At 61.8% G+C, this 26,891-nt stretch carries 26 protein-coding genes; 13 read left to right on the forward strand and 13 right to left on the reverse strand.

Translation table 11 applies throughout. From position 1 onward, the window contains the following. Positions 1-167 precede the first annotated feature (167 nt). Positions 168-593: an NUDIX hydrolase gene (locus AAGQ88_RS09205; protein ID WP_285425671.1), complete on the reverse strand. Its 426-nt coding sequence runs from the start codon at positions 591-593 to the stop codon at positions 168-170. 137 nt (positions 594-730) lie between these two features. Here AAGQ88_RS09205 and AAGQ88_RS09210 point away from each other — a divergent pair, with 137 nt between their 5' ends. Continuing rightward, positions 731-1,123, forward strand: coding sequence for an ester cyclase (locus AAGQ88_RS09210; RefSeq protein WP_342655772.1), 393 nt, complete (start codon positions 731-733; stop codon positions 1,121-1,123). 3 nt (positions 1,124-1,126) lie between these two features. Here the strand turns inward: AAGQ88_RS09210 and AAGQ88_RS09215 are convergent, their stop codons facing one another. The 3 genes from AAGQ88_RS09215 to AAGQ88_RS09225 form a co-directional block, all read right to left on the reverse strand. After that, positions 1,127-2,266 (reverse strand): cytochrome c, encoded by a 1,140-nt coding sequence (locus tag AAGQ88_RS09215; protein WP_342655773.1) that lies wholly within the window; start codon positions 2,264-2,266, stop codon positions 1,127-1,129. An 88-nt stretch (positions 2,267-2,354) separates the two neighbouring features. Further along, complete coding sequence (locus AAGQ88_RS09220; protein ID WP_342655065.1) at positions 2,355-4,547, reverse strand: molybdopterin cofactor-binding domain-containing protein; 2,193 nt, start codon at positions 4,545-4,547, stop codon at positions 2,355-2,357. Between the two features lie 11 nt (positions 4,548-4,558). Continuing rightward, positions 4,559-5,011, reverse strand: a complete 453-nt coding sequence (locus tag AAGQ88_RS09225; RefSeq protein WP_285425668.1) for a (2Fe-2S)-binding protein — start codon at positions 5,009-5,011, stop codon at positions 4,559-4,561. A 320-nt stretch (positions 5,012-5,331) separates the two neighbouring features. Here AAGQ88_RS09225 and AAGQ88_RS09230 point away from each other — a divergent pair, with 320 nt between their 5' ends. From AAGQ88_RS09230 to AAGQ88_RS09240, 3 genes are all read left to right on the forward strand, one after another. Beyond that, positions 5,332-5,610 carry a DUF2790 domain-containing protein gene (locus AAGQ88_RS09230; RefSeq protein ID WP_285425666.1) on the forward strand — a complete coding sequence of 93 codons (279 nt, stop codon included), beginning with the start codon at positions 5,332-5,334 and terminating at the stop codon, positions 5,608-5,610. Between the two features lie 420 nt (positions 5,611-6,030). Then, complete coding sequence (locus tag AAGQ88_RS09235; protein ID WP_342655066.1) at positions 6,031-6,792, forward strand: SDR family NAD(P)-dependent oxidoreductase; 762 nt, start codon at positions 6,031-6,033, stop codon at positions 6,790-6,792. A 90-nt stretch (positions 6,793-6,882) separates the two neighbouring features. Continuing rightward, positions 6,883-7,524 (forward strand): response regulator, encoded by a 642-nt coding sequence (locus AAGQ88_RS09240; protein ID WP_342655067.1) that lies wholly within the window; start codon positions 6,883-6,885, stop codon positions 7,522-7,524. 18 nt (positions 7,525-7,542) lie between these two features. On the opposite strand, the gene AAGQ88_RS09245 is transcribed toward AAGQ88_RS09240, so the two are convergent. From AAGQ88_RS09245 to AAGQ88_RS09260, 4 genes are all read right to left on the reverse strand, one after another. Next, positions 7,543-9,141, reverse strand: a complete 1,599-nt coding sequence (locus AAGQ88_RS09245; RefSeq protein WP_342655068.1) for an ATP-binding protein — start codon at positions 9,139-9,141, stop codon at positions 7,543-7,545. A 281-nt stretch (positions 9,142-9,422) separates the two neighbouring features. Continuing rightward, positions 9,423-10,223: a hypothetical protein gene (locus AAGQ88_RS09250; protein WP_342655069.1), complete on the reverse strand. Its 801-nt coding sequence runs from the start codon at positions 10,221-10,223 to the stop codon at positions 9,423-9,425. 37 nt (positions 10,224-10,260) lie between these two features. After that, positions 10,261-10,797: a carboxymuconolactone decarboxylase family protein gene (locus AAGQ88_RS09255; protein WP_342655070.1), complete on the reverse strand. Its 537-nt coding sequence runs from the start codon at positions 10,795-10,797 to the stop codon at positions 10,261-10,263. A 91-nt stretch (positions 10,798-10,888) separates the two neighbouring features. Then, entirely contained in the window at positions 10,889-11,902 is a 1,014-nt protein-coding gene (locus tag AAGQ88_RS09260) for a LysR family transcriptional regulator (RefSeq protein ID WP_342655071.1), read from the reverse strand. Between the two features lie 239 nt (positions 11,903-12,141). Between AAGQ88_RS09260 and AAGQ88_RS09265 the strand changes: the two genes are divergently transcribed. The 3 genes from AAGQ88_RS09265 (at position 12,142) to AAGQ88_RS09275 (ending at position 15,154) form a co-directional block, all read left to right on the forward strand. Further along, positions 12,142-12,690 carry a TetR/AcrR family transcriptional regulator gene (locus AAGQ88_RS09265; protein ID WP_342655072.1) on the forward strand — a complete coding sequence of 183 codons (549 nt, stop codon included), beginning with the start codon at positions 12,142-12,144 and terminating at the stop codon, positions 12,688-12,690. A gap of 242 nt (positions 12,691-12,932) precedes the next feature. Further along, the gene (locus AAGQ88_RS09270; protein WP_285425659.1) at positions 12,933-13,793 is read left to right on the forward strand and encodes an N-acyl homoserine lactonase family protein; all 861 of its coding nucleotides are present in this window, start codon (positions 12,933-12,935) and stop codon (positions 13,791-13,793) included. Positions 13,794-13,918: 125 nt separating this feature from the next. Beyond that, entirely contained in the window at positions 13,919-15,154 is a 1,236-nt protein-coding gene (locus tag AAGQ88_RS09275) for an MFS transporter (RefSeq protein WP_342655073.1), read from the forward strand. Between the two features lie 17 nt (positions 15,155-15,171). Here the strand turns inward: AAGQ88_RS09275 and AAGQ88_RS09280 are convergent, their stop codons facing one another. Beyond that, on the reverse strand, positions 15,172-16,071 hold the full coding sequence (locus tag AAGQ88_RS09280; protein ID WP_342655074.1) for a LysR family transcriptional regulator: 900 nt from the start codon (positions 16,069-16,071) through the stop codon (positions 15,172-15,174). A gap of 100 nt (positions 16,072-16,171) precedes the next feature. Between AAGQ88_RS09280 and AAGQ88_RS09285 the strand changes: the two genes are divergently transcribed. Beyond that, a complete protein-coding gene (locus AAGQ88_RS09285; protein ID WP_342655075.1) occupies positions 16,172-17,032 on the forward strand; it encodes an aldo/keto reductase family oxidoreductase in 861 nt (286 codons plus the stop codon). A gap of 45 nt (positions 17,033-17,077) precedes the next feature. Here the strand turns inward: AAGQ88_RS09285 and yghU are convergent, their stop codons facing one another. Together yghU and AAGQ88_RS09295 are read right to left on the reverse strand one after the other, a co-directional pair. Next, positions 17,078-17,917: a glutathione-dependent disulfide-bond oxidoreductase gene (gene yghU, locus AAGQ88_RS09290; RefSeq protein ID WP_342655076.1), complete on the reverse strand. Its 840-nt coding sequence runs from the start codon at positions 17,915-17,917 to the stop codon at positions 17,078-17,080. A gap of 318 nt (positions 17,918-18,235) precedes the next feature. After that, positions 18,236-19,951 carry an amidase gene (locus AAGQ88_RS09295; protein ID WP_342655077.1) on the reverse strand — a complete coding sequence of 572 codons (1,716 nt, stop codon included), beginning with the start codon at positions 19,949-19,951 and terminating at the stop codon, positions 18,236-18,238. 552 nt (positions 19,952-20,503) lie between these two features. Between AAGQ88_RS09295 and AAGQ88_RS09300 the strand changes: the two genes are divergently transcribed. Both AAGQ88_RS09300 and AAGQ88_RS09305 read left to right on the forward strand, forming a co-directional pair. Then, the gene (locus AAGQ88_RS09300) at positions 20,504-21,214 is read left to right on the forward strand and encodes a TerC family protein (RefSeq protein WP_342655078.1); all 711 of its coding nucleotides are present in this window, start codon (positions 20,504-20,506) and stop codon (positions 21,212-21,214) included. 136 nt (positions 21,215-21,350) lie between these two features. Continuing rightward, positions 21,351-22,232: a DMT family transporter gene (locus AAGQ88_RS09305; protein WP_342655079.1), complete on the forward strand. Its 882-nt coding sequence runs from the start codon at positions 21,351-21,353 to the stop codon at positions 22,230-22,232. Positions 22,233-22,264: 32 nt separating this feature from the next. On the opposite strand, the gene AAGQ88_RS09310 is transcribed toward AAGQ88_RS09305, so the two are convergent. After that, the gene (locus AAGQ88_RS09310; RefSeq protein ID WP_342655080.1) at positions 22,265-22,699 is read right to left on the reverse strand and encodes a GNAT family N-acetyltransferase; all 435 of its coding nucleotides are present in this window, start codon (positions 22,697-22,699) and stop codon (positions 22,265-22,267) included. 413 nt (positions 22,700-23,112) lie between these two features. On the opposite strand from AAGQ88_RS09310, the gene katG reads away from it, so the two are divergent. Further along, positions 23,113-25,380, forward strand: coding sequence for a catalase/peroxidase HPI (katG, locus tag AAGQ88_RS09315; protein ID WP_342655081.1), 2,268 nt, complete (start codon positions 23,113-23,115; stop codon positions 25,378-25,380). 125 nt (positions 25,381-25,505) lie between these two features. On the opposite strand, the gene AAGQ88_RS09320 is transcribed toward katG, so the two are convergent. Continuing rightward, a complete protein-coding gene (locus AAGQ88_RS09320) occupies positions 25,506-25,715 on the reverse strand; it encodes a hypothetical protein (RefSeq protein WP_285425649.1) in 210 nt (69 codons plus the stop codon). Positions 25,716-26,097: 382 nt separating this feature from the next. On the opposite strand from AAGQ88_RS09320, the gene AAGQ88_RS09325 reads away from it, so the two are divergent. After that, a complete protein-coding gene (locus AAGQ88_RS09325; RefSeq protein ID WP_342655082.1) occupies positions 26,098-26,265 on the forward strand; it encodes a hypothetical protein in 168 nt (55 codons plus the stop codon). 82 nt (positions 26,266-26,347) lie between these two features. Continuing rightward, positions 26,348-26,848 (forward strand): sigma-70 family RNA polymerase sigma factor, encoded by a 501-nt coding sequence (locus AAGQ88_RS09330; protein ID WP_285425648.1) that lies wholly within the window; start codon positions 26,348-26,350, stop codon positions 26,846-26,848. The last annotated feature ends 43 nt before the right edge of the window (positions 26,849-26,891 follow it).

The following is a 26,891-nucleotide window of genomic DNA, read 5'->3' on the forward strand; positions in this document are numbered from 1 at the left end:
GATGCGAGCAGTGGCGGCCATCTATCGTGTAATTAACCGGTTAGTTAATTTGCATAAAGATACCAAAAAAACCGTGCCCTGCGGCAAATTGTCCCCGGACACACGGGATAAACACTCTTGTGCGATTGGTAATAATGCGTTGCGTCTGTGGGCTTGACCGCTCTGGATCAGCGGTCTCGGGCCAGATAATCACGCAACCGCGCCTGCAGCCGATCGATCGCGTTGTCCATCGTCAGGTACGCCTCGATCGTCATGACCTGCCAGCGTTGGCCTTCATCGCCGAATATCACCTGGTCGAACACGCCGTCAGCCACATGGGCGACGAAAAACCAGGTGTCCAGCCCGTTGACACCCTGACCGGGATACAACCGCTTCCAGACGATGCTCACCGGGTCCAGGGCCAGGCCGAATTCCTCCAGTGTCTCGCGCAGCGCGCATTGCTCCGGGGTTTCATCGCCTTCACGGCCGCCGCCGGGCAGGTCCCAGAGATTGGGCCAGGGAATGGTGGGCTTGTCGTCGCGCAAATACGTCAGCAGTTCGCCGTCGCAGATGACGGCAATCTTCGCGCCGGAAAAAGGAGGGTGCGGGGCCATGGCAGCGCCTTCTGGAAAGTGTGCGGTTAACTTAGCACCGGCCCGCCCGTCATGTGGAACGATCACCCCGATTGGCTGCCCGAATCTTCAACCGCAACGAAGTTGATGTCACGTCAGTTCAGGCGAGGAGGGGAATGATGAGCAGCCAGGCCATCAGCGAGCGTTATCGTGGCTACATCGACTGTCTTAATCGGCAGGACTGGAAAGTATTGGGCGATTTCGTCGCCGAGGATGTGCAGTACAACGGCCAGCGCATCGGCCTGAGCGGTTACCGGCAGATGCTCGAAAACGACTTCCGCGCCATCCCGGATCTGCACTTCAACATCGATCTGCTGATCGCTGAACCGCCGCACGTGGCTGCCCGATTGAGTTTCGACTGCACGCCGGCGGGCGAACTGTTCGGGTTACCGGTCAACGGGCAGCGCGTACGTTTCAGCGAAAATGTGTTCTACGCCTTCGACGACGGCCGCATCGTCACCGTCTGGTCGGTGATCGACAAGGCCGCCATCGAGGCGCAATTGCCAGGCTGAGCGTCAGTGCAGGGCGCTGGCGCGGTTCTTCGCCACGTCTTCAGGCTTGATCTCAGCGTTGCTCTGGCCGAAACGGCGCAGGACGAAGGTGCTCACCGCTGCCAGTTCCGCATCGCTGTAGCTGCGTGCGAAGTAAGGCATGCGCTGATCGGCACGGCTGGCCAGCGGCGTATGGCCCTCGAGCAGCGTGGCGACGAGGTTTCTGCCGGACGGGTCGTTGACGGTTTTCAGCCCTGCCAGCCCGCCGGCCGGTGATTGCCGGCCGCTGCCATCAAGCCTGTGACACGCCACGCAGGTGTCATTGAACAGCTTCATGCCCAGCCCCTTCTGCAGCGCCGCGTCGTTGACCGCCATTGCCGGGCGCGCGATCCCTTCGGCGCGCGCAGGCGTGCTTTTGAGGTATACGGCGATGGCTTTCAAGTCGGCCGGGTCAAGCCAGCGCAAGCTGTGCTCCACGGCGTCGGCCATCGGTCCGCCTGCGCCGCCGAAGCCTGCCGCGTAGCCTTTGGACAGGTAGCTGACGATCGCCTCTTCAGGCCATGCGCCGATCCCGTACTGGCTGTCGGAACTGATGTTGTACGCCTGCCAGTTGCCCAGTTCGGCGCCCGCCAGCGAGCGGCCGGTGCTCATCGCCTGGAACAGGTTGCGCGGGGTATGGCACTCGCCGCAGTGGCCCGGGCCCTGTACCAGATAAGCGCCGCGGTTCCATTCCGCCGACTGTTTGGGGTCCGGTACGAAGCGTTCGTTGGAGGCGAAGATCATGTTCCAGAACATCATTCCCCAGCGCTGGTTGAACGGGAATGACAGTGTGTTTTCCGGGGGGGCCTGCCTGACCGGTTCGAGGCTGAACAGGTAGCCCTTGATCGCCAGAATGTCCTCGCGCGACATCAAGGTGTAGGACGTGTACGGGAAGGCCGGGTAGTAATGCTTGCCGTCCTTGCCGACGCCTTTCTGCAGAGCGTCGACAAACTCGTCGTCGGTCCAGTTGCCGATACCGGTTTCCTTGTCCGGTGTGATGTTGGGCGAATACAGGCTGCCGAACGGCAGCTTGAATTCGAGGCCGCCGGCGAACGGCTTGCCGCCGGGCACCACGTGGCAGGCCACGCAATCCGCCGCACGGGTCAGGTATTCGCCCTTGCTCATGGCCGGTGTTTCGCTCGCATGGACGCTGACAGCCAGACAGCTGGCCAGCAGTCCGAGCGCACGCTGGAAATATTTCATGATGCGCTCCTCAAACAGTGAAATAGCCGGAACGGCTCAGGGGCAGACGACGCTCGCGAACCCCGGTGGCCGCGAACAACGCGTTGACCAGCGCTGCCGCGGCCGGCACTGCGCCGGTCTCGCCCACGCCGCCGGGCGTTTCGACGCTGTCGACGATGTGCACCTCCACCGGTGGCGCGTCGCTCATGCGGATCTGCCGATACTCGTGGAAGTTGGTCTGCTGGACCTGGCCGTTTTCAATGAGGATTTCGTTGAACAGTGCCGCCGACAGACCGAACAGCGTGCCGCCTTCCATCTGCGAGGCCACCGAGGTCGGGTTGTTGGCAAAACCGCAGTCGATCACTGTGACCAATCGCTTGATGCGCAGGCCCTTGTCGCCCTGTTTTTCCAGCTCGACGACGGTGGCAACGAAGCTGCCGAACACCGCTGTCACCGCCACGCCACGTCCGGATCCGGCCGGCAGAGGCGTGTCCCAGTCAGTGAGTTGCGCGGCTCTGGTCAGCACCGCCTGCGCGCGAGGTTGCGATTGCATCAGCCCGAGCCGGTATTTCACCGGATCGACCTTGGCGTTATGCGCCAGCTCATCGATGAAGCACTCCAGTGCGTAGGTGCTGCGCAGCGGACCCACGCCTCGCCACCAGGAAACCGGGATCACTTGCGGGTCGTGGCGGATATACCGCACTTGCAGGTGAGGCAGGGTGTAGATCGGGTCCTTGGCCACTTCCACGGCGTCGAAATCGACCCCGTCCGGTGGCAGCCCGCCCAGGTATGCCGCCACCACCGAGGCACCCGCGATGCGATGTTCCCAGCCCACCGGGCGCAAGTCTTTGTCCAGCGCCGCGGTCAGCCGGTCAATGTAATGCGGACGATAACGGTCATGCGTCATGTCCTCTTCGCGGCTCCAGATCAGCTTGATGGGATAGCTCAACTGACGGGCGATATCGACCGCCTGAAAGATGAAGTCCGATTCCAGACGCCGACCGAATCCTCCGCCGATCAACTGGTTGTGGATCACCACCTTTTCCACCGGCAGGCCGCAGACCTTGGCGGCGCCCATCTGGGCAAGCCCCGGCGCCTGGCAGCCGACCCACAATTCGCATTCGTCGGGACGTACGTGGGCCACGCAGGTCATCGGCTCCAGCGGCGAGTGGGAAAGAAACGGCTGCTCATAAATGGCTTCGAAACGGCTGGACGCATTCTTCAGGGCATTGGCGATGTCGCCGGCCTGGTGGGCGAAGACGCCGTCGCCAGCGCTCGCCTCGAACAGCGATTTGTCCAGCTGCGCGGAGTCGAGACCGGCATGTGGACCCATGTCCCATTCGATGTTCAGCGCCTTGAGCGCCTGCTGGCACGCCCAGAAGTTGCTCGCGGTGACCGCGACGGCGTTGTCCAGGCGCACGATGTCGCGCACGCCGGGCACTTTGCGCGCAGCGTCCTCATTGCCGACAGTGCGCAGCTTGCCGCCCGATACCGGGCAGGTGAGGGTGGACGCGATCAGCATGTCTGGGACTTGCAGATCGATGGTGAATTTCGCGCTGCCGTTGACCTTGTGCGGCGTGTCCAGACGCTGGGCGGGTTTGCCCAACAGCTTGAACTCGGCGACCGGCTTGAGCGGGATATCGGTCGGCAAGGGCAGCGCCGCGGCGGCGTCGACCAGCTCGCCATAGCCCGCGCTCTGGTTGTTGGGCCCGATGACTCTGCCGTTCTCGGCACGGCATTGGCTGGGCGCGACGTTCCAGCGGATGGCCGCCGCCTGGACCAGCACGATGCGCGCACCGGCGCCGGCCTTGCGCAGCGGCTCCCAGGTGTAGCGCGTGGACGTAGAGCCGCCGGTGGCCTGGAAGGTCAGCAACGGGTCGGTGTACAGCGCAGCGTTGGGCGGCGCCTCGGCGATGGTGACCTGGCTGAGCGGGACTTCGAGCTCCTCGGCGACCATCATCGCGATGCCGGTCTGCACGCCCTGGCCCATCTCGATCTTGGGCGAGATGACGGTCACGGCGCCGGTCTGATCGACGCGCACGAAGGCGCCATAACCTTTTTCAGCGTTGTCGCCCAGATTCGCGCCCTTGATTGCGCCGGCCGCGAAGCTGCGCGACACCATCGGCGGCAGGTAGGTGCCGACGACCAGGCCGCCGAGCAATGCACCGCCCTTGAGCAGCCCTCGACGCGAGAGCATCGTGGCGGATGTTTGTGTATCGGACATGATGACTTCCTTCAGGCCTGACTGACGCTTTTGATGGCGGCACGAATGCGCGTGTAGGTGGCGCAGCGGCACAGGTTGCCCGACATGGCATTGACGATCTGTTCGTCATTGGCCTTGGGATGTTCCTGCAACAGCGCGACGGCCGACATGATCTGCCCGGACTGGCAGTAGCCGCATTGCACGACTTCATGTTCAAGCCAGGCTTTCTGTACGGCCTGGCCGACGGCTTGTTCGCCGACCGCTTCGATCGTGGTCACCTTGCGACCTGCAACCGCACTCACTGGCAATACGCAGGAGCGCACGGCCTGGCCGTCCAGATGCACCGTGCAGACGCCGCACTGCGCAATGCCACACCCGTATTTGGTCCCGGTCAGACCCATCACATCCCGCAGGACCCACAACAGTGGCATGTCGTCGGGGACATCCAGCTGGTGCTCCTGACCATTGATCATCAATTTCTGCATCGCAACCTCTGAAGGTCATCACGGTTGACGCGCATGGCTGGCAGAAGGGTCTTCTGTGGCCTGCGCAGGCTTCGGTTTGTTCTCGTTCGTCCCGTGCCAGGGCCGGGTCGTTATCGTTCTGTTCAGTGGGTTAACAGCACAACCGGTAAGGGTCTATTACTGGTATTGATGTAATCAACTTAGCCATCAATAGCGCTGATGGACCCTATCGATTTTAAACATTTATCATCTTCGAAGTTTCCAGCAAGAATGGGCACCAGAAGCAAACGACAAGACGCTTTGCTTACTTACTGAACATACCTACTTTCTGGAGATTCAAAATGAAATATTTAGCCTTCGCCGCTCTTTCGATGGTCAGTGTATTTGCATCGGCCAATGAAGTTGCCAGCACTTCTGTCAGCGCCCAGCCACTGAGCCAGGTCGAGCAGTATAACCGTCACAAAGGCATCGATGTTGCCAAAGTCATCAGCATCAAAAACGCCCAGGATCCTGAAAATGTCGATGGCCTGGTAAACTCCAAAATGGTCTATGTCGATGGCGCCGGTGTGACTCGCACTCTGGACTACACCATCATGGGCTACGGTCGTCAAAATGGTTGATCGTCACGGCCCTCAAGGCCCGCTGACGGATCGATCCCCCTGAAAAACGCTGCAGTCCATGCAGCGTTTTTTTTTGCCTGCACATCGCGTATGCCGGTCCGGGCGACCTTCAGATTCCCGATTTTCAGCGCAAGAACGAAAGTGCTGCTGCGTTCGACCGATTATCGCCCGCGCGATGCTGCTTACAATAGCACCCTGTTAGCGTCGACAACCCTAACCCATGGTATGAATTGACCCTGATGATCAATCGGGCCTAACTTCGCTCTGGTCACTACCGTTCAATCATTGCATCCCGTCATTTGCCCCTCTGACAAGGCAAATAACTTCCCTGCGCGTGCCTGTCAGGCAAAGCCACTATCAGGCAACGCAACTATTTAGATCCGCGCCTTAATTAAATGCGCCGAATCAGGAATGAATACCATGCACATGACCGACAACACTATTTTCATCACCGGCGGGGCGTCCGGGATCGGCCGCGGTCTGGCGGAGGCTTTTCACAAACTGGGCAACACCGTCATCATCGCTGGCCGTCGCAAGGCGCTGCTCGATGAAGTCACCGCTGCCAACCCGGGCATGCAGAGCATCGAGCTGGACATCAACGACCCCGCCAGCATCAACGACGTGGCGCAGACCCTGATCCAGCGTTATCCGGCGCTGAACGTGCTGGTCAATAATGCCGGCATCATGCCGTTCGACGACGCGGCGGGGCACATCGACGACGCGACGATGGTCGGCACGCTGACCACCAACTTCATGGGCCCCGTGCGACTGACGTCCGCATTGATCGAGCATCTGAAGTCGCAACCGCGTTCGGTGATCATCAACAACACGTCGGTGCTGGCCTTCGTGCCGCTGGCCGGTAATGCGGTCTACTCCGCAACCAAGGCGGCGCTGCACTCCTATTCGCTGTCCCAGCGCTTTACCCTGCGCGACACCACTGTGACCGTTCAGGAAATCGCGCCGCCATGGGTGAACACCGACCTGATCTACAAGGGCGATGATCCACGCGCCATGCCGCTCGATGCATTCATCGCCGAAACCATGGCGGGCCTGGCCACTGACACGCCGGAAGTGATCGTCGACGCCATTCGTCCGCTGCGTGACAACCCGGGCTCGCAGGAACACGGGTTGATTCATGGATTCAATCAGTCGCTGGTGGACAATCCGATTCCGGTAAGCTAATCCCTTATCAGGCGCAGGCTGCGTCGAACGCTCAACGTTCGACGCACGCTAGAAGCGCCGCCTCCGTCTCAGTCACGCATGGAATTCAGGATGGGCACCGCGAAAGCCTCAAAAGCCGCAACCGTTGAAGCCCCGGTGGTCTTTGTCGTCGATGACGACGATGTATTGCGCGGCGCGCTGGGCAGCCTGCTCAGATCGGTGGGTTACACCGTCGCCGAGTTTTCCAGTCCCCAGGCCATGCTCGATCACCCGCTGGTCGAGTCGGCCGGGTGTCTGCTGCTGGACGTGCGGTTACAGGGCTACAGCGGCTTCGATGTGCAGCTGGCGCTTTCGGAATCCGGCAGTGGCATGCCGATCATTTTCATGACCGGCCACGGCGATATTCCGATGTCGGTGCGGGCAATGAAAGCCGGCGCGGTGGATTTTTTCGCCAAGCCGTTTCGTCAGCAGGATTTGCTCGACTCGGTTGCCCGAGCGGTCGAAGACCATCGTCAACGCGTCGAGAAGCAGCGCAATCTGCAGCTGATGCGTCATCGCTTCGAGTCTCTGACGCCTCGGGAGAAACAAGTGATGCATGGCGTGGTGGATGGCCTGCTGAACAAGCAGATTGCCGGCAATCTCGAGATCAGTGAGATCACCGTCAAGCTTCATCGCGCCAATACCATGCGCAAGATGGGCGTCGGCACACTGGCCGATCTGGTCCGGGCGGGGCGGCAACTCGCGCTGTCGTGAATGCCCGCTTGCCGTCCTTCAAACCGCTTGTGTGCTGGCGGTTACACCGGGAAACGTCAGGGTAATTCGCGCGCCTGATCGGCCATCTTCTCTGTTCGCCAGACAAATCGTTCCGCCGATGCCCTCGATGATCGATCGGCAGATCGGCAATCCCATGCCCATGCCCGTCGGCTTGGTGGTGAAGAAGCTCTCGAAAAGTTTTTCCAGATGCTCGGGTGCGATGCCGGGGCCACTGTCGATGACGTGAACTTCAATCGTACCGTTGCGCAACTGCCTGCTCTGGAGTGTCAGTTCGCGCGTCGGCGAATTGGCCGAGGCCATCGCCTGGGCTGCGTTCATCAGCAGGTTGACGATCACCTGTTGCAGAAGCACGCGATCGGCGCGGACCATCGGCAGCGTCGGGGCCAGATTCAACACCGGTTCAACGGCATTCCTGGTCAGCTCGTGACGCGTGAACTGCAGCGATTCGCGAATCACATCATTGAGCGCCACTTCGACTTCTTCTGCTGGCCTGCGCAAGGCCATGCTGCGAATACGCTTGATCACATCATCGGTGCGCTGCGCGTCATCGACGATACGCCGAAGCGCAATCTCGACCTCCTTCAGATCGGGTTCCGGACGCAACAGCCAGCGCAGCCCGGCTTCGGCGTAAGTGGAAATCGCCGCCAGCGGCTGATTGATCTCGTGGGCGATGGAGGCGCTCATTTCGCCCAGGCTGGAAATGCGTGCGACATGCGCCAGCTCGGTCTGCATGACTTCCAGTGCGTGGCGCGCGGCGACCTGCTCGGAAAGGTCGATGATGCCGATCAGGATGATGCCCTTCGCAATGTTTTCCTTGGAGAAACACGCGGTGAACAGACACTCCAGCTCGCGGCCGTCGATGGTTTTCAGGCGCGTGACTTCGATGTTGTTGGGCTGTTTCGCAAGGGATTTGACGACACAGCGGGCGTAGGTCTGCAGGCTCGCGTCGGGCCAGTACCGGTCGACCGAGCCGAGCATTTCCTCACGGTCGCCACGCCCGAACAGCCTGACGCTGTGATCGTTGAGGTCGACGATCCGGGTGTTGCGCAAATACTCGCGAATCACTTCCGGGTGTTCAAGGAAGTAACTTTCCAGGTCCGTCACACCGGATTCGAGCAGGGCTTTGAGGCGCACGCCGACGCCGGTGAAGTCCAGCTCCCAGAATGAGGCCGCCATGGCCTGAAACAGGTTGCGGTAGCGGTATTCGCTTTCCTTCAGGCGCTGCTCGGTTTCTTTGGCCGAGGAGATGTCGTGGGCGGTTTCCAGAATACCAATCGGATTGCCGGCAGCGTCGCGGCGCAACGACCAGCGCGCATTGACCAGGCAGCGATTGCCCGAGCCGGTCGTGCGGTAAAGTTCGCCTTGCCATTGGCCGTCGGCGAGCAGTCGGGTGTAGGGATCTTCGTCGTTTTGCGCCGGCTCGCACTTGAGCATGGTCACCGCGTCGTTGCCCACAGCCTGTTGGGAAGGCCAGCCATAGAGCGACTCTGAAGCGGAGTTCCAGAAATGGATCGTTCCGCCCATGTCTCGTACGAATACCGAATCGTGAAACAGCTCGAGAACTTCGGCCTCCGCGCGAGTAATTGGTCGCGGCATTTTGCCTCCCTTGGGACTGCTTAAAAGATGCCGCAGTACACGCGGATCGGGCATGTCTTCCCCCTTAGGGATGTCGTGCTCCATCACAGGTGTCATTGTGTGGCGATAGAGGGCTGTGGCAGCCCATGTGCGGCCTTTATCCTTACGAGCGCATGATCGTCGAACAATACTAGCGGAGAAATATGCAAATCAGTGCAGCACCTGCACTGCGGCGACGAAAGTGAAACGTGACGCATTCGGGAAGGCGTCATCGGGGTGGGCTGGGCACTCGCGTTGAGCGGCTAGACATGGTTTTTGAGAAAATCGACGGCATTTTCCATGGTCTTCGCATCGCCGAGGATCCGCCGATGCCCCAGCCCTGTCGTGGTGACCAGGGCCGAGGTCGACCAAGCGCTGTGCAGGGCCAGCGACTGCGCCACCGTGACGATCCGGTCTTCGGTGTCGTGAATGATCAGCCCCGGATGGGACAGACGTGCGGTCAGCGCGGGAAGGTCGACCGAATCGAGCGGTACGCCGACGAAGGCCTGCGCCCAGTCGCGAAAGGCCTGGGTCTGTTTCTGATCCAGTCCGTGGGCGCGGGCAGTGCCCATGACCACCTGAGTCAGCGAGGTGGGGCCGCTGATGTGCACGCTGCCGCGTACCGACAGCCCGTTGGCGAATGCCCAGAGCGCCGCAGTCGACCCGGCCGAGTGGGCGATGACGCCGGCCACATCGTCCAGTTGCGAGGCGATGGCCAGCGCGGCGCGGCCCGCGTGGATCATGCTCGACACCGTTCCGGCGGACTCGCCATGGGCCGGGGCGTCGAACAATACGACGGAAAACCCGGCGTCGAGCAGCGGTTTGACGAAGCCCGCCAGGTGCGAGCCTCGACTGCACCAGCCGTGCATCAAGAGAATTCGCGGGCCCTTGCCGAACGTCCAGAACGCGACGTCATCACCGCCGACCGACAACGTTGCGTGCCGCCCTTTGCCGAGGCAATCAAGCTCCTGAGGCGAAGCCGGGACCCGGTCGGGAATGGCGAAGGCCTTGCAGGCCGCCGCGATGCTCGGGTCGGACGACAGCAGGTTGGGGGTCGTATTCATCAGTGAACCCTTCGAGCGCGCAGAGGCTGCTGATGTGTCATTGAGGTTTGGGGAAATCGACGACGGTATCGTTGATCCGGTTGAACACGTTGGTGAACGTGATGACCGCGATCGCCAGAGCGATGTGCACGACCTCTTCGCCGCTGTAGCCAGCTTCCAGAAGGGCATCCACCTGCGCCTGCGGCAGCGTCCCGGGATTGAGCGCCAGGTAGCGCACGAACGTCACCAGCGCATCGCGCCTGGCGTCGCCGGTCGACTGACCTTCGCGGATCTGGTGCAGGGCGTCGTTGGACAGGCCGACCAGTTTGCCGACCATGCTGTGGGCCGCCACGCAATAGTCGCAGCCGGCCAGTTCGCTGATCGTCACTTTCACGGTTTCCTGATCCTGCTTGCTCAGCGGACCGCCGGCCAGGACTTTGTCGACCGCCAGCATCGCCTTCAGCGCTTCTGGCGCCAGGGTGCCGAGGGTGGCATACGCGTTGGGAACCTTGCCCAGCGCCTGCTTGATGCTGGCGAAGACCTCGGCGGTTGCGCCGCTTGCCTGATCTGCCGAAACCGCTGTGAAACGTGCCATTGCCCGATCTCCTGAAGTTTGCCGTTGATTGCGTCGTGAAACTGTATGCAAAGGGCCCGGCTGAAACACTTGTACCAACGGAAGGTGGACCCTAGTCCTTCGTATGAGCAGCGCCGTTGCTGATCGGCAAAACCGCTGAGGCCTTGTCGATACTTGCGCCGTCGCGGCCTGGGGTTTCGTCGGGCGGGCGAGTGAACAGCGGCATTTCAAGCGACAGCGCAACGCAGCGGTCCTTGATCCAGCGATAAAGCTGGCGAATCGCAGGGGAGAACTGCTTGCGATGCGGGCAGATGAAATTCAGCGGAAACGCTTCGCTCAGATGATCGGTGCAGAGCACGACCAGCGCGCCGCTTTTCACGTCCGCGCTGATGTCCAGCCACGACTTGTACACGATGCCGTGGCCGGCCAGCGCACTGCGTCGGATGACGTCGGCGTCATCGCTGATCACGGGGCCTTTGACGGTCACCGACAGAACGCCGTCAGCAGTGGGAAATCTCCACTTGTCGTAGACCTTGCCGTTCAGTTCGTATTGCAGGCAGGCGTGGTGGATCAGATCGGCAGGGGAGTGCGGCTTGCCGTGTCGGGCGATGTACGAAGGCGACGCCGCCAGCACGCGGCGGTTGTCCGGAATGAGCGGCAAGCAGACATAAGTGGCGTCCTGCAGAGTGCCGTAGCGGATCGCCACATCCACCGGTTCGCGGTAGACATCCGCCAGTTTGTCCGACACCGAGAGGCGCAATCCGAAGCCTGGGTGGTTCTGCCGATATTCCAGCAGCCACGGCAGCAACACGTTGCGGCCCAGATCGGAGGAACAGGCAATCTGCAGCATGCCTTGCAACTGGTCTTCGTCGGTGCGAATGCCTTCATGCCCGGCGTGCAGCGCCTGCAGCGCTTCGCGGGCGAACGGCAGATAGAACTCGCCTTCGGCAGTCAGGCGCAGGCTGCGCGTTGAGCGGGCGAACAGGCGAATATCCAGCTCGCGCTCCAGGCGCTTGATCGCAGCACTCACCTGTGCCGGCAGCACGTCGAGCTTGCGCGCCACGGCAGAAAAACTGTCCTGCGAAGCGGCTTTTACGAAGATGTCGAGGTCATCCAGTCGGATCATGGGCGTGAATCTTCTCGTTCTGACGCATCTGCGCCAAGGTTGCGTGTGGCATGCTGGGCGATTACAGGTGGTTGAAAAAGCCATGCATGACGCCAGTAGCTTCACTGCAGCAGTGAAAACGAGAAGGCGAGAATGCGGGCTCACGGAAATAATCCTGAAACAGCCAGCAAAGAAGTAGCATAATAAACCGATTGGTTCACTATGTTTTTTGATTGCCGCTGATCTACGAGAGAGATGTCATGGGCAGACCCAGGAAATTCAGTCGGGAAACCGTCCTCGAAAAAGCCTTGCCGGTATTCTGGAAATACGGCTTTGCCGGCACGTCGCTGCAGCACCTCGAACAGGCGACCGGCGTCAACAAATCCGGGCTCTATTCGGAATTCAAGGACAAGCAGGATCTGTTCTTCAACGCCCTGGTGTACTACTACCAGAACCGCGGTGCGCTGGGGATCCTGGCGCAGGAGCCGCTGGGCTGGGCCAACGTCGAGCGCTTCCTGCGCCTGTGCGAGCCGCAGGAGAGCGGTTGTGTGGGCTGTTTCTCGGTCAATGCATTGCGCGAATTCGCCCTGCTTTCCGACGAAATCCGTCACGTCCTGGCGGAATGCCACCGACGCCTGCTTCCCGAAATCGCCGCGAATATCAGCGCCGAAAACCCTAAGCTGCCACCTCAGGTCATCGCCGACATCGTGATGACATTTTTCTCCGGGGTGTGCGTTGAAAGCAGCCTGCCAAAGGCTGAAAACAGCGATCCGGTGGGGCAATTCATGCAGGCCGTGCGGATGCTCTGAGCAACGCCCTAACCAAAAGTAGTTTTGAACTAATCGTTTGTATATGTTGCAGACTGCTGTTCACTCGATCTATATTGAACCGGTCGGTTCTAAACGGCGTGAGGTGGTCCTGCATTTGGCTGGTTAGCCCGTGCCGCTCGCGCCACACCCAATGAGCCTTTCAACCACAGCTTCGAGCTTCGCAGCCCGGCGACGGCGAAGCCTTGCCTGACAACAGGTATTCATCTGTAAGGAGAATCACCATGGCGTTGAAAATCCACCCGATCAACCTCGGCAATATGCAGCTTGATTCCAGTGGTCTGGTCATGTTCCGCAACCCCGGCCAGCAGGTGACTATTCCTGTGCTGGGCTTTCTGATCACCGGCGGTCAGGAGCCCATTCTGGTTGACACCGGCTCCCGCAGCGTCGAGCAATACGCGGCATTCGGGCTGCCGTACGAAGTCACGCCGCAGATGACGCTGGAATACCATCTCGCTCAGCACGGCCTGCGGATGCAAGACATCCGGCACATCCTGCACACCCACGCACACATCGATCATGTCGGCATGACCGATCTGTTCCCGATGGCGACGACGGTGGGCATCTCCCGCCGCGAACTGGAGTTTGCTGCGTCGGGCATCATGGGCCCGTTGATGTACACCGCTGCCGACACCAAGCACCTGATTGACCGCTTGCACACCCGAGGCGCGATTCGCCTGTTCGATGTCGATGGCACCTTCGAAGAAGAGGTCATCCCGGGCGTTGCCGTGCGACTGGCCGGCGGTCATACGCCCGGCTCATTGTCGATTCTGGTCGAAACCGATGAAGGCATGGCCAACATCTGTGGCGACATCGCGTACAACCTGCAAGACCAAATCATCGACCCGATTCTCGATCAGGCGGCCCACGAGCCGACCATTACCGCTAACCGTGCGATGTCGACGCTGGAAGAGAAAAAAGCCATCAAACGCGCGCTGGCCGACAGCAAATTTCTTCTGCCCAGCCATGACGTTCCGGCCCTGATCAGCGGTGGCAAGGTGGTGGGGTTAATGCACGACGCCATCTCCAACCCGCGCGCGGATGTCACCAAAGCCTGCGCCTATTCGCCGCTGATCGGGGCGTAAGGATGGCGTTCGTGGCCAGTGCGCCAGTCTGCCATTGGCGAGTGTTGCGTTTGAGCGTGGGCATGGCGATTTTCGCGTCTGGCGCCTGCCTGCTGATCAATCATCTGTGCTGAAGTGAGGCAAACATGAGCGATATCTCAGCCCAATCGGCGCCTGCTGGCGTGTTCCGGACGCAACAGCGTCTTTCGCCCCGCATGCGTTTCTACCTGTTGGCCTCGATCACCCTGTCTTTCCTGGCGGGTTCGAGCGTGCCGACGCCGATTTACCCGATTTACCAGAGCGAGTGGCATTTCTCCCCGGTGACGATCACCTACATCTTCAGCGTGTATTCGCTGTCGGTGCTGGTCGCGCTGCTGGTGGTCGGCAGGCTGTCGGACTACATCGGACGGCGGCCAGTGCTGCTGGTCGCCACGCTCGCGCAAATGCTCGCGATGTATCTGATGGGCACTGCCGACGGTCTGGGCGACCTGATCGATGGACGGGTGCTGCAAGGGTTGTCTACCGGCGCGGCTGTCTCGGCGGTCGGGGCCGGACTGATCGATATCGACCGACAGCGCGGGGCAGTCGCCAACGCCATCGCACCGGTCAGCGGCAGCGCGCTGGGTGCGCTGGTCGGCAGTGTTCTGGTGCAGTTTCTGCCGTTCCCCACGCACACGGTTTTCGCGGTACTGGGCGCCATCTTCATCGCTCAGTTCGCGGGGCTGCTGTTGATCAGGGACACGGTCACGGCGCGGTCGGGAATGCTGCGATCATTGATCCCGCAGTTTGCGGTCCCTGCGCAGGTACGCGGTGCCATGCTGGTCGCCTCGGCGGTGTTCGTCGCCGGATGGGCGCTGGCGGGCTTTTATGCATCGCTGGGTCCGGCACTGATCAGAACCGTTTTCGGTTTGCCCGCGTCGCTGATGGGAGGCGTGGCGCTGGCGGTGTTTTCCGGCAGCGGCGTGGTCGCCATTCTGGCCCTCAGAACGCGAACCGCGCGCGAGCTGTCCTGGGCCGGCAGCGCCGGTCTGCTGACCGGCATGGCGTTGTCGCTGGCCTCACTGCACGCGCAATCGGTGACGGTCTTTTTCTGTGGCGTAGCGCTGGCCGGGGCCGGATTCGGCACCGGTTTTCAGGGTGGCATACGCCTGGTCGTCGCCAAGGCACTCGCTCATCAGCTGACCGGCGTGCTCTCGGTGGCGTTCGTCTGCTGCTATCTGGGCATGGGCGCACCGGCAATCGCCGCCGGCTACGCGGTTGCCAGCGGAATCGACATCATCGCCACCGCCCAGGTGTTCGGATCCCTGGTGATCATGCTTGCGCTGCTGGCGATGTTCGGGCTTGTCATGTCGAGGCCAGCGCTGGCGAGTGAGCCCGTTTGATCGGGTTTCGGGACTGATCAGCGCTGAGCGTTGATGAAGTCGATGAACGCACGCAGCGGAGAGGGCAGGTAGCGTCGCCCGGGATAGTAAAGGAACGGTCCGGAAAAACGCTGCCACCAGGGTTCGAGGACAGGCTCCAGCGCGCCGCTGTCCAGGTAGGGACGCAGCCAGTCCTCGAACAGAAAGATAATGCCCAGACCATCGACAGCCGCCTGCACGGCCAGATCGACGGCCCCGCCGATCCTGACGATCAGCGGTCCTGATGGATCGACGCGGACGAGTTCGCCGTCTCGCTCGTATTCCCAGAGCGGCATCGCCCCGCTGGGGAATTTACCGCGCAGGCAACTGTGCTCGAGCAGATCTCTGGGGTGTTCGGGGCGTCCACGCGCAGCCAGGTAGGCCGGCGAGGCTGCGGTCGCGAAACGTTGAGTGCGTGGCCCGATGGGCACGGCGATCATGTCCTGTTCCAAACGCTCGTCGTAGCGGATACCGGCATCGCAGCCAGCAGCCAGCATGTCGACGAAGCTTTCTTCGGCCACCACTTCCAGACGAATGTCGGGGTGGGCTTGCAGGAAAGGCGTGATGAGCGTCGGCAACACCAGCCGCGCCGCGCTGACCGGCACATTGAGTCTGAGCGTTCCGGAGGGCCGGTCACGAAAATCGTTGACCACGTCCAGTGCCGACTCTACTTCGCCCAGTGCCGGCACGATGCGTTCCATCAGGCGCGCCCCCGCTTCGGTCGGCGCGACGCTGCGCGTGGTCCGGTTGAGCAACCGCACGCCCATGCGTGCCTCCATGCGTCGCACTGCATCGCTCAGGCTGGAGGCTGACTTCCCGCTCGCCCGCGCACCTTCCCTGAAACCGCCCGCGTTGACCACGGCAACGAAGGCCAGCAAGTCCTGAATGTCTGTCGCCATTGTTCGCTCATCCGTACAACCCGTGCCGATTGCACCTGATTACCTTGAAGGTGGTCAATGCCTATAGTGCTTGCACACACCGAAAACGAGGACATTACGCATGAACGAAGCGAGCAAGGCGGGCACTTTCCGGTTAGGCGACCGCACGGTCAATCGTATGGGCTATGGGGCAATGCAGCTTGCCGGCCCGCAAGTCTACGGGCCGCCGAAAGACCCACAGGCGGCGATCGCTGTCCTGCGCGAAGCGGTCGACAGCGGCATTAACCACATCGATACCTCTGATTTTTATGGGCCGCACGTCACCAATCGCTTGATCCGCGAGGCCTTGCATCCTTATGCGGACGATCTGGTGATCGTGACGAAAGTCGGCGCATCCCGTGGCGCGGACGCCTCTTGGAATCCTGCGCAGAGTCCCGCCGAGCTGGTGTCAGCGGTGCATGACAACCTGCGCAATCTGGGGGTCGATGTGCTGGAAGTGGTGAATTTCAGGGCCTGGGGCAACATGCATGCGCCCGGCGAGGGATCCATCGAAGCGCAGTTCACCGCGCTTGCCGAACTGCAACGTCAAGGCCTCATTCGTCATCTGGGACTGAGCAATGTCACCGCGCAGCAGGTCGTGCAGGCTCAGGGTATCGCGGACGTGGTGTGCGTGCAGAATCACTACAACCTGTCCCATCGCGATGACGAACAACTGATCGCTGAACTGGGCAGGCAGGGCATCGCCTACGTGCCATTCTTCCCGATGGGAGGCTTCACGCCATTGCAATCGCAGACCTTGTCCAGCGTCGCCGAGCGCCTGGGCACTTCACCCCTCTGCCTGGCGCTGGCCTGGCTGCTGCAACATGCGCCGAATATCCTCTTGATCCCTGGCACTTCATCGGTGACGCATCTGCGCGAAAACCTCACCGCCAGTGATCGGGTGATTCCCGCTGATCTGCTTGCCGAGCTTGAAGCAGCGTGAATGCCGCAGCGGGAACCCGGCGCGGGTTCCCGCCGGTAGCGAGGGTCAGTCCAGATCGGCTGCCGAATGCCGTTCCGCTACTTGCTGGCTTTCCTCGCCCCAGGTCCGGTTGACCCGCAGACCGCGAACCACCGCAGGCCGGTTGGCGATTTCCTCGGCCCAGCGCTGCACGTGGGTGTAGTCCTGCGCGGCAAGGAACTCAGCAGCCGAATAGACCGTATTGCGCACCAGCTGGCCGTACCAGGACCACACTGCAATGTCGGCGATGGTGTAGTGCTCGCCGGCAAGATAACGGCTTTCGCCGAGGCGTCGGTCGAGCACGTCCAGTTGCCGCTTGGCCTCCATGGTGAAACGGTTGATCGGGTATTCCAGCTTCTCAGGCGCGTAGGCGAAAAAGTGCCCGAAGCCGCCGCCCAGATACGGCGCGGCGCCCATCTGCCAGAACAGCCAGTTCAGCGTCTCGGTGCGACCGGCAGGGTCTTCGGGCAGAAACGCGCCGAATTTTTCTGCCAGGTACAGCAGGATCGAACCGGATTCGAACACCCGGATCGCCGGCTCGACACTGCGGTCCAGCAGTGCCGGAATCTTCGAGTTCGGGTTGATGTCGACGAAGCCGCTGCCGAACTGATCGCCCTCACCGATACGGATGAGCCAGGCGTCGTACTCCGCGTCCGTGTGCCCCAGGGCGAGCAGTTCTTCGAGGAGGATCGTGACCTTCACGCCGTTGGGCGTGGCCAGTGAATACAGCTGCAATGGCTGCTTGCCCACCGGCAATACCTTTTCATGGGTCGGCCCTGCGGTGGGGCGGTTGATGCTGGCGAACTGACCGCCGGAAGGCGCTTCGTATTTCCACACTTTCGGCAGGACGTAAGGGGCCTTGCTCATGAACGCTTCTCCTGAGGTTTGACGCGCCTGACGCTGAGCGTGCCGGCAGCGTATCGGATCATGAGACCGTTTCGTCCACGCGGTTGACCGCGGGGTCTGTCGCTGGCCTCGGGAAGGCGACAAATGTTTCACGAATTGTCATCAAACGACAAGACCTGTCTCCATCTGTTGCTCAGTGCACGCCAATGTGACCCTGCGACCGGCTGCCGGACATCAGCCTGGCGATCGCCGGCACGTTGTTTTTCGTGCCGTCGTCCGACGTCTTGGAAAGGGGAGATTGAAGGCGTCGGGGCGTGCGCCGCCCCGATCCTGATCAGGTCACTGGCTGGCGTTCGACAGCGGCGGCGTGCGTGGCGGGATCATTCGCTTGCTGCCCACCGCCTCGAATGCCGAGGCGAAACGCAGCAGCGCCGAGTCGTCGTAGGCGCGACCGGCAAAGGTGAGCCCGACCGGCATGCCGATGTCGGCCATCACGCCCATCGGCACCGTGACCGTCGGCACGCCCAAGTGCCTGATCGCCAGATTGCCGTTGGCGACCCAGACGCCGTTGCTCCAGGCGATATCCGCCGACGCAGGGTCGACATCGGCGTTGGCCGGGCCGACGTCGGCGACGGTGGGAAACAGCACGGCGTCCAGGCCCAATCGCTCCATCCATTCTTCCAGATCGATGCGCCGGGTTTTCTCAAGCCCGCGCAACCCATCGGGCAGCGTGTCGATCTCGTCCCACGGCGTGATCCCGCGCTCGGCCATCCTGACGTATTCGTCCATGCCGGCTGCCAGATCGCCCTCGCGGTTGGGCAGCGTGCCGGGGTCGTGAGGGAAGATCTTCGGACCGTCCACATCCACCAGCCGGTTCAGGTTCGGGTCGCCATTGGCCTGCAGGAAATCGTCGAAAGCCCAGGCGGTCAGGTCCCACAGTTCATGGTGCAGAAACGCTTTCGACACCAGACCGCGATTGAACACGGTCGGCGCGCCGGGACGATCGCCCTCGCAATTGGACACCAGCGGGAAATCCACATCGATCACCTCGGCGCCATGGGCCACCAGCGCCTTGCGCGCCTGCTCCCACAGATCGATCACCGACGCTCGGGTGTTGATGCGCTGCCCGGTCGGGCCGCCGATGCCGGGCGCGTCTGAGGTACCCGCCTCGGGATCGCCATTGATGTACATGCGCGGGATGCCGAAGCGTTTACCGGCGAGCGCTTCGCTCCCGGTGGCCAGCGCTGCGTAGGACTGAGGTCGCACGGAGGCAACCGACGGAATCGGCACCCAGGGCTGCAGGCGCCACAGGTCGCCGCGTTTGTCCGGGTCTTCGGCGACCACGACATCCAGCACTTCGAGCAGGTCGGCCATGGTTCTGGCGTAAGGCACGACGACGTCCATGGTCGGTGTCAGCGGCCAGTTACCACGTACCGAAATCACTCCGCGCGACGGCGTGTAGGCGCACAGGCCATTGTTCGACGCTGGCCCGCGTCCGCTGGACCAGGTTTCTTCGGCCAGGCCAAATGCGCAGAAGCTGGCGGCGGTCGCCGTGCCCGCGCCGTTCGAGGAGCCGGAGGCGAACGGTGCGGTCAGGTAGTCAGCGTTGTAGGGACTTTCTGCGCGACCATACACGCCGCGCTGCATGCCGCCGTTGGCCATCGGCGGCATGTTGGTCTTGCCCAGACAGATCGCGCCGCCTGCACGCAGACGTTCGATGGTGAAGGCGTCACGGCAGGCGACGAGTTTCGCGAACGCCGGGCTGCCGGAGGCCGCCGTCAGCCCTTTGACCAGGTAACTGTCCTTGGCGGTATAGGGAATGCCGTCGAGCGGGCCGAGGGTCTGGCCGCTGGCCCGGCGCGAGTCGCTGGCCCGGGCTTCGTTGAGCGCTTCAGGGTTGCGCACCACGACCGCATTGAGGGCGGTGGCGGTTGCCGGGCCATCGTAGGCGTCGATGCGAGCGAGGTAGGCCTGGACCAGTTCGACCGACGTGGTCTGACCCGACTCGAGCGCGGCACGCAGTTGGGCGATGGAGGCTTCGGTGACTTCAATCATGCGTTCACCCACGGCAGAGTGGCAGGGCGGAGGAGGGCGTCGGCCCGGGTCCCGAGGAACAGGGCGTCATGTGTCTCAAGGCGGTGTGTCATATCGCTTCCCGTTGCGCTGTGTTTCGCGCCTGTGCGTGTGACCCTTGCGTGGTGCGTGCAACAGGTCGGCAGGCTTGCGTTCAGATGGCGCCTATTATGCCTTCACCTTGCAGCTTGCGCATGACGCGGGCGATTGCCGCCATTCGCTATGGCAAAAGGCTTACACGACAGGGAGCCAACTCGCCCTGTACGCGCAGCCTCGAGAAGCTCAGTATTGGATCCATCGACCGAGGCGCTGGATGTGCTTCGCCGGTCACGGATGATCGCCCATTTGCCCGGAAGGCTACTGACAGGACGTTGGAATGGTGTTGATATAAAAGAACCCGCTCATGCGGGTTTTTTATTGCCCGCGATAAAGCGCCAGCGCAAAGGCAAGGGCGCTCGCCGGTGGTCTCATTTGACCGGCTCATGCTATTGAGCGGGCACCCTTCCTTTACGCGTTCGACAAGGTTTTTCGCCCATGGCCTGGCTTCAAGATCCATTCATCTGGACCGCCCTGGCACAGATCGTCCTCATCGATCTGCTGCTGGGCGGCGACAACGCAGTGGTCATCGCAATGGCGTGCCGTCGCCTGCCTCGCGAGTTGCAGACCAAAGCCATTTACGGAGGCATGCTGGGGGCGATCCTGCTGCGCATCGTCATGCTGTTCTTCGCCGTTCACCTGCTGGCGTTGCCCTTTCTGAAGCTGATCGGCGCCGCGCTGCTGTTATGGATCGGCATCAAGCTGGCGGCCAATCAGGAGGAGGGCGAAGAACAGATCGACGGCGGCACGCGGCTGTGGACGGCGATCAGGACCGTGATCGTCGCCGACGTCGTGATGTCGCTGGACAACGTACTGGCCGTGGCCGCAGCCGGTAACGGCAACGTGTATCTGGTGGCGGCGGGGGTCGTCGTCAGTATCCCGATCATCGTCATCGGCAGCCGTTTCGTGCTGGCGGTGATGGCACGCTTCAGCTGGCTGGTGATCGCCGGCGGCGGGCTGATCGGCTGGATCGCTGGCGGTATGGCGGTCAGTGACCCTTCGCTGCAGCCTTACCTGCCGGATGCTGCGTGGCTGCACTGGGCGGCCAGCGGGATCGCCGCCGTGCTCGTGGTGTTGACCGGCATCGGCCTGGGGCGCAGAAGTCAGCGCAACGTTGAGCAGGCCGAAGGCGACCCGGAGCGCAGCTGATCAGCGCTCGTCGGGCCTGCCAGGCGGGAGACAGGCTGCATTTGCGTTCAAGCCTGCTGCATTTGCGCCAGCGGGCCCTTGACGTGCCAGACCCTTCAGTGTGTATTCGGCACTCCTTCGACCATCAGGCGCTGAAATGACTTCCGATCACCGTTCCCACCGTCACGTCATCGGCATGTGGTTAATGGCCGGCGTGGCGCTGGTGTTTGCCAGTCATGACGCCATTTCCAAGACGCTGATATTCTCGCTCCCGGTGATCTTCGTGGCCTGGGCGCGCTACCTGGTGCATTCGGCGCTGGTGACCACGGTGATTTTGCGCAGCAAGGGTGAAAAGGTGTTCCACACCCGACGGCCATGGCTGCATTTGCTGCGGGCGGTCTGTCTGCTGGCCGACAGCCTGACTTTTCTGTTTGGCCTGACCCACGTCCCGATCGCCGAGTCCACCGCGCTGGTGTTTCTCGCGCCGGCCTTCGTCACGATCCTGTCGCCGTTTTTCTTTGGCATCAAGGCTGACCGTTTTCAATGGCTGTCGGTGGTGCTCGGGTTCATCGGCGTGCTGGTGATCATCAATCCGGCCAGCGATTCGTTCACGCTGTGGATGCTGTTTCCGCTGGCCACGGCGCTGTTTTTCGCGTTGTACCAACTGCTCACCCAACTGGCCAGTGAGACCGACAGCCCTTCGGTGTGCAGCTTTTACGTGGGTGTGTTCAGCACGCTGATCCTGAGCGTCATCGTGCCGTTTTACTGGGCGCATCCCGACTGGCTGCAAGTGGGACTGTTGCTGGTGCTGGGCGGGCTCGGCCTGTGCGCGCATTTCCTGATGGCGCAATCCTACCGGTTTGCGTCCTCGTCGGTGCTGGCGCCGCTGGGTTACCTGCAGATCATCTTTGCGACGATCTACGGCATCCTGCTGTTCGGCAATTACCCGGTCGCCAGTTCGGTGTTCGGCATCGGCCTGATTTTCATCAGCGGCCTGCTGGTGTATGGCAGACGCCAGCCCGCGGCGGCTGCGCAGTAGGGGACGGGCACCCAGGCCCGGCCATACGCCGTTCAGGCGTTTTCGTTGCCTGGACGGGTGAACGAATACCGGTCGATGTCGCGCCTCAGTTGCCAGCCCCGGTTATGCCAGTGGCGAGCGGCGGACTCATTGGTCTTCAGCACATCGAGGTGGCATTTATGCACGCCCTGTTCTTCCAGGCTGGCCAGGCAACGCTTGACCAGTGCATCGCCGATGCCCTGACGGCGAAACTGCGGGAGCACCAACAGGTGCTGCAAATACCCGCGTCGCCCGTCGTGCCCGCACATGACGCAGCCGCAGAGGCCCGATTCGGCCTCGGCGACGAAGCTCATGCCGGGATTTCGCTGCAGATATCGCATCGTTGCCTCGCGTGAATCCGCATCGCGCAGGGAGATGCCCGGCGTCTGGCGCATGAGGTCGATGACATCGTCGTAGTCGTCCATGGTCATGGTGCGGATCTTGATCATTGGCGCAGCCTGCATGAAGGTCGGCCGTGCAGATTAGCAGAGTGACCGAAAACCGGTCATGACGCGCCTGGCAGCGGGTTCGGCTCTGACTCGCCTTCGCTGAAAGACTCCCTCTATCACCGATCAATGCTCTGGCTATTAGAAGTCTGGCCGAAGGCGGCTAGTCTTGATGCTGCGTCGGCCGAAGTCCGACCGGTTCGAACCTGATAAGGAGATAAGAATGAGCTCAAGCTTGCTGCCTGGGTCGTGAAACCGGGTTTCGGCGATCATTTCGTCGATCCGCTGTGCTTCATGACCGGCCTGCCCGGACGATGTGCCGGCTGGCCCGCACTCTCTGCTACTGAGTTCACCCATGGTCGTCCTGGCTGCGCAGCGGCGGGCGCCAGGTGAACACGACCAAAGGTAGACCCATCATGGCAACAGAATCGAAATGCCCTTTCAATCACGCGGCCGGCGGTGGCACCACGAACCGTGACTGGTGGCCGAACCAACTGAACCTTAAAATTCTTCATCAGCATTCGTCCTTGTCCGACCCCATGGACGAGGCGTTTGACTACGCCAAAGAGTTCAAGAGTCTGGACTTCGAGGCAGTGAAACAGGACCTGCGCGAGGTCATGACCCGTTCCCAGGACTGGTGGCCGGCGGACTTCGGGCACTATGGCCCGCTGTTCGTGCGCATGGCCTGGCACAGTGCAGGCACCTACCGCACAGGCGACGGGCGCGGCGGCGCGGGGGCAGGGCAGCAGCGCTTTGCGCCCCTCAACAGCTGGCCCGACAACGTGAGCCTGGACAAGGCGCGGCGGCTGATCTGGCCGGTCAAGCAGAAGTACGGGCGCAAGATCTCCTGGGCCGATCTGATCGTCCTCACGGGTAACGTCGCGCTGGAATCCATGGGCTTCAAGACGTTCGGATATTCCGGCGGACGCCCTGATGTGTGGGAACCGGACGAAGACGTTTACTGGGGCGCGGAAACCACCTGGCTGGGCGGCGAGGACCGCTACGGCGCGCACAAGGATATGGAACAGCCCGGACATGGCGATCTGGTTGCCGAGCCGCAAAAGCATGGCGAGGAAGAAAGTCGCACCCTGTCCGGACCGCGAAACCTGGAAAACCCGCTCGCCGCCGTGCAGATGGGGCTGATCTACGTGAACCCCGAAGGCCCGGAAGGCGTGCCTGATCCGGCGGAATCCGCCAAAGACATCCGCGAGACCTTTGGCCGCATGGCGATGAATGACGAGGAGACCGTCGCGTTGATCGCCGGTGGCCACGCCTTCGGCAAGACCCACGGCGCAGGGCCCGCCGATAACGTCGGTCCGGAGCCGGAAGCGGCCGGGCTCGAAGAGCAGGGGCTTGGCTGGCGCAATTCGTTTGGCAGCGGCAAGGGCGCCGACACCATCACCAGCGGTCTGGAAGTGACCTGGACTTCAACCCCTACTCAGTGGAGCAACGAGTACCTGGAAAACCTGTTCGCCTTCGACTGGGAGCTGACCAAAAGCCCGGCCGGGGCGCATCAGTGGAAGCCGAAGGACGGCGCCGGTGCCGGGCAGATTCCTCATGCCCACGATCCTGCCAAGCGGCAGGAACCACGCATGCTGACCTCCGACCTGGCACTGCGTTTCGATCCGAAGTACGAGCAGATTGCCCGTCGCTTTCGCGACAATCCGGAGCAGCTCACCGATGCCTTCGCTCGTGCCTGGTTCAAGCTGACGCACCGCGATATGGGACCGCTGGCGCGCTACCTCGGCCCGGAAATGCCAGCTGAAGAATTGCTCTGGCAGGACCCGATTCCTGAGCGTGATCATGCCGTGGTGGACGACAACGATGTCGCCGCGCTGAAAAGCAAAATCCTCGCCGCCGGGCTTTCCGTCTCACAACTGGTGTCCACGGCGTGGGCGGCCGCTTCGACCTTCCGCGGTTCCGACAAGCGCGGTGGTGCCAATGGCGGGCGGCTGCGCCTGGCGCCGCAGAAAGACTGGCCGGCCAACCAGCCCGAGCAACTTGCTAGAGTGTTGGGCGTGCTCGAGGGCATTCAGCGTGAGTTCAACAGTGCGTCGAACGGCAAGAAAGTCTCTCTGGCGGACCTGATCGTGCTGGCAGGGAGTGCGGGGGTCGAGCAGGCTGCCCAGAATGCCGGCCACGCTGTCACGGTGCCGTTCACGCCCGGGCGCATGGACGCTTCGCAGGAGCAGACCGACGTGGAGTCGTTCGGTTTTCTTGAACCCATTGCCGACGGCTTCCGCAACTACCTGAAAGGGCAATACACGGTGTCGGCTGAAAAGCTGCTTGTCGACAAGGCGCAGTTGCTGACGCTGACCGCCCCCGAAATGACCGTGCTGCTGGGTGGGTTGCGGGTGCTCGACATCAACGTCGGGCAGAGCAGGCATGGGGTGCTGACCGACCGTACCGGGGCCTTGACCAACGACTTCTTCAAGAACCTGCTGGACATGGCCGTTGAGTGGAAAGCGACGTCAGACACCCAAGACACGTTCGAGGCAAGGGACCGCAAGACCGGCGAGGTCAAGTGGACCGGCACCCGGGTGGATCTGGTGTTTGGCTCTCACGCTCAACTGCGCGCCATCGCCGAGGTTTACGCCAGCGCAGACGCGCAAGACAAATTCGTCAAAGACTTCGTTGCGGTGTGGACGAAAGTGATGAATCTGGACCGCTTCGATCTTCACTGACATTGCCTTGAGGACCCAAGCCCGGTCACCGGCCGCCCTTGCATCGGCGCGCCGTTGACCGGGCTTTTTCATGGGGGACGAGTCGATCGGGTCCTGCCGAAAAGGGGCTATACGAGGTGAAAGTGTCAGTTCGGGTTCATCAGCTGGCTGATGCAGGTGCCGATGACTTTGCGGTTCTCTTCGATCGAACGCAGTGACTCTCTGACCGAGAAGGCTACAACCGAACCATTCTGGTCTTCGATCCAGTTGGCAATGCCCTGCAGGGCGTCGGTGAGGGCGCTTTGATTCTTCAACATGGCGTGAAGCAATGTCGGGGTGATTTCGCTGTTTTGCATAACCTGGTCCTCGTGCACTGACCGAATGCGTCAGAGAAGTGAATGATGTGCTGGAACGTTGTACCCACTGCGGCCGGCGTAACGGCAAAAGGCCATGGTCTTCTGTTCGAGCGTCGCCGCTGACGGAAATTCCAACTGTTTCAGCTTTTTTATGAAGTATCTCCTTCATGCCAAGCCGCAGATCCGGGCGCCAATGCTCTGGGCCGCGGGTGGCCGTCAAGCCGCTGCGTCGCCGCGGCCCGCGAGGGCGCAATGGTCATGTGCAAGCGCGCCTCCACGCCGATTCAGACACGCCGGCAGCTGCCCAGCGCTCATCTGATCCGTATTTTTTACCGTTAGCTGAATCTGTACTGAAACAGATGCGCGGCCGACAATGAGCTCAATGCCGGCCATCTCTTCAAGCCTGACCGGAACGCTGCACCTGGCTCGAATTCTTCTGTACCGCAAACTTCGTGTAGGAGGCCCCATGGCCAAGCTCGCAATTTTTCTGGTTGGTTTTCTGGCGTTGACTTTGATGATCGGTGTACTGGCGACCATCTCGCCGACTTGATCGGCGGGCTCTGGAGCGGATTGCACGCTTTAATAAGAACCATTATTATTCGCGCCCTCCGCCCCTCCACTGTCGCCGACCCATGACTCTCAAGCTGCCCCGTGGCAAAGGCTTTCTTGATCATTACGAAGAGCTCGTGGGCACGTGGACCCGTCGTCTGAAAAACCGTCATCAGGCAGAAGACCTGACCCATGACGCCTTCGTGCGGGTTCTGGAATCGGGGGCAGCGAGCGTCGAGCAACCACGTGCCTATCTGCACCAGACTGCGCGCAATATCGCCGTCGACACCTGGCGTCGAGAGGACCGGCGTTCGGAACTGGAGCGAGAATCCCACGACCATGCGGTCACCCAGGCAGACGACCCTGAAGCCTTCATGCATGCCATTCAGCTGGCGGATTCCATCGAGCGTGCGCTGGCCGAGTTGCCGCTCAACTGTCGCAAGGTGTTCATCTGGCAGAAGCTTGAAGGCCTGACGCAGCTTGAAATCGCCGAGCGACTGGGGCTGAGCAAAAACATGGTGGAAAAGTATATGATCCGCACGCTTCGCCATTTGCGCGACCGGCTGGATTCGTCGCTGCCATGAAGCATTGCCTGCGGGAACATGCCCGCCTTCTATCTGCCCGGGA

The sequence above is a fragment of the Pseudomonas sp. F3-2 genome, assembly GCF_038804275.1.
Classification (GTDB): domain Bacteria; phylum Pseudomonadota; class Gammaproteobacteria; order Pseudomonadales; family Pseudomonadaceae; genus Aquipseudomonas.